1 protein-coding gene is annotated in these 508 nt (G+C 29.7%); it reads right to left on the reverse strand.

What is annotated here, in order from left to right; genetic code table 11:
• Positions 1 to 508, reverse strand: a 508-nt coding sequence (locus AC6UDB_RS06930; RefSeq protein WP_500709540.1) for a restriction endonuclease subunit S, incomplete at both ends; no start/stop codon positions are given.

Here is a 508-nt window from a genome sequence, read left to right on the forward strand (position 1 = left end):
GTTCATTGGCAGCGATAAGTGAGTCAAAGTTTTTGAAAAGAGTTCCAATTTTGTTTTGTTCATCTATTAATGGAAGTGCTAATTCAAAATTATTCAATGCTTTTTTTGTAATTGTTTTTATTGTTCCGCCCGGAGCTTTTTGTTTTTCTGTACGAAACAATTTTTGAAGTGAAATACTAAAAAAATATTTATCAATTGGATAATTAAATTTCTGAAATATTAATAAAGTTCGATCAACATACGCTGGATATTGTGTTATAGCAACTCTTCCAATGCTTCCTTGAATTGTAATTAAAATACTCCCGGTTTCTACAAATACACTTTTTGACTCAGCAACTTTTGAAATCTTTTGTTTAGTGTTCTTAACTAATTTTAAATTATTATTAACATCAACAACTTGCACAAATGGTTTACCATTTTCTTCGTCATACCATTCTTTTTTTCCATAAGGTTGGGGAAAAGATCCTCGTCTATACGTTGATATGTTTTTTAACTTACGCTGCTCCCA

Source organism: Fructilactobacillus sp. X3R2C1 (genome assembly GCF_059901235.1).